Raw genomic sequence first — 1,864 nt, forward strand, 5'->3', positions numbered from 1 at the left:
CGCTGCCCGGTGGCCCCGTGGGACCCCGCGAGTCCCTTGGCACCGCCGCCAGCCGCACCCTGGCTAGCACCACAGGGCTGCGGCCCAGCTACCTGGAACAGCTCTACACCTTCGGTGACCCGGATCGTTCACCCACCCAGCGATTGGTGACCATCGCGTATTTCGCGCTGGTCACCGAGGCCCAGGTGGGTGCCACTGTGGAGGACGAGAACGTGGCGTGGTTCGCGGTGGACGATCCCGTCCTGGAGAACCTGGCCTTCGATCACCGGCAGATCATCGACTACGCGCTGTGGCGGCTGCGCAACAAGGTCGAGTACGGGCAAATCGCCCACCGGCTGCTCGGCGAGCGCTTCACCCTGGCCCAGTTGCGGGCGGTGTACGAGGCCATGCTGGGCAAGGAACTGGATCCAGCCAACTTCCGCCGCCAACTCAAAGCCACCCAGAGCATTGTGGCCACCGACGAATACCTCGCCGGCGGCCAGCACCGACCACCCCGGCTCTACCGCTACGCGGGCAGCGGCCATGACCCATTGGAAGTAGATACCAACCATGAGTAGCCCTACCCTCTCCTCGACCATCACCCGGCTGACCCTCAACGCTCCGGGCTCCACCTGCTCATCCGAGCTCTCGGCCAACCCCTGGGACACCCCATCCGGTTACGGCCCCGGTGCCTCCCAGGAGGACCAGGCCCCGGCGAACTACCCTCGGCAGCAGAAGTTGCCCCAGCAGTACCTCAGCGCCAGCGATGAGGAACTTGATGCCCGCATCCGCGCGGCGAAGGAGACCCTGGGCGATGACGTGGTGCTGCTGGGGCACTTCTACCAGCGTGACGAGGTGGTCAAGTACGCCGACTTCGTGGGGGATTCCTTCCAGCTGGCCAATGCGGCACTGACCCGTGATGAGGCCAAGTACATTGTTTTTGTGGTGTGCATTTCATGGCCGAAACCGCCGATGTGCTCTCCCGGGATGACCAGGCGGTGATCCTGCCGAACCTCTCGGCCGGATGCTCCATGGCGGACATGGCCGATGCCCCCAGCGTCCAGCAGTGCTGGGATGAGCTGATGGAGTTGTACCGGGACGAGGAGGATGACGGGCGCGCCGCGGTGATCCCGGTGACCTACATGAACTCCTCCGCGGCGTTGAAGGCGTTCGTGGGCCGCAACGGGGGATTGGTGTGCACCTCCTCGAACGCGAAGACCGTGCTGGAGTGGGCGTTCGAGCGCGGCCGGCGGGTGCTGTTCTTCCCGGACCAGCACCTGGGCCGCAATACGGCCAAGGCGATGGGAATCCCCCTGGAGCAGATGCCGCTGTGGACCCCACGCCGGGAACTGGGCGGCAACGATGCCGACACCCTGAACGCCGCCAAGGTGATCTTGTGGCACGGCTTCTGCTCCGTGCACAAGCGCTTCACCACCGCGCAGATTGACAAGGCGCGGGCCGAGCACGAGAACCTGCGGGTCATTGTGCACCCCGAATGCCCCATGGAGGTGGTGGATGCGGCGGATGAATCGGGTTCCACCGACTACATCTTCAAGGCCGTCGCCGGGGCCACCGAACCGACCACCTTCGCCATCGGCACGGAGATCAACATGGTCAACCGGCTGGCCGAGCAGTACCCGCAGCACACGATCTTCTGCCTGGATCCGGTGATCTGCCCCTGCTCCACCATGTACCGCATCCACCCCGGCTACCTGGCCTGGGTGCTGGAGGAACTGGTGGCCGGGCGCATTGTGAACCGCATTGAGGTGCCGCAGGCCGAGCAGGCCGACGCCAAGACCGCCCTGGAGCGGATGCTGGCTGCCCGGCCATGACCCGGATCATCATTGTCGGCTCCGGGGCCGCCGGGCTGCTGGCCGCCTTGAGC

Annotated in this window: 1 protein-coding gene and 1 pseudogene; both read left to right on the plus strand. The window is 66.0% G+C overall.

Annotated features, from left to right (window positions below; all coding sequences use genetic code 11):
- On the plus strand, positions 1-557 hold a 557-nt coding region (locus JCM19049_RS13000; protein WP_054821795.1), incomplete at its 5' end, for an NUDIX domain-containing protein.
- Positions 550-1,811 (plus strand): annotated as a pseudogene (nadA, locus tag JCM19049_RS13005) (quinolinate synthase NadA). The gene JCM19049_RS13000 and the pseudogene nadA, both read left to right, overlap by 8 nt.
- Positions 1,812-1,864: the final 53 nt, after the last annotated feature.

Source organism: Arthrobacter sp. JCM 19049 (genome assembly GCF_001310435.1).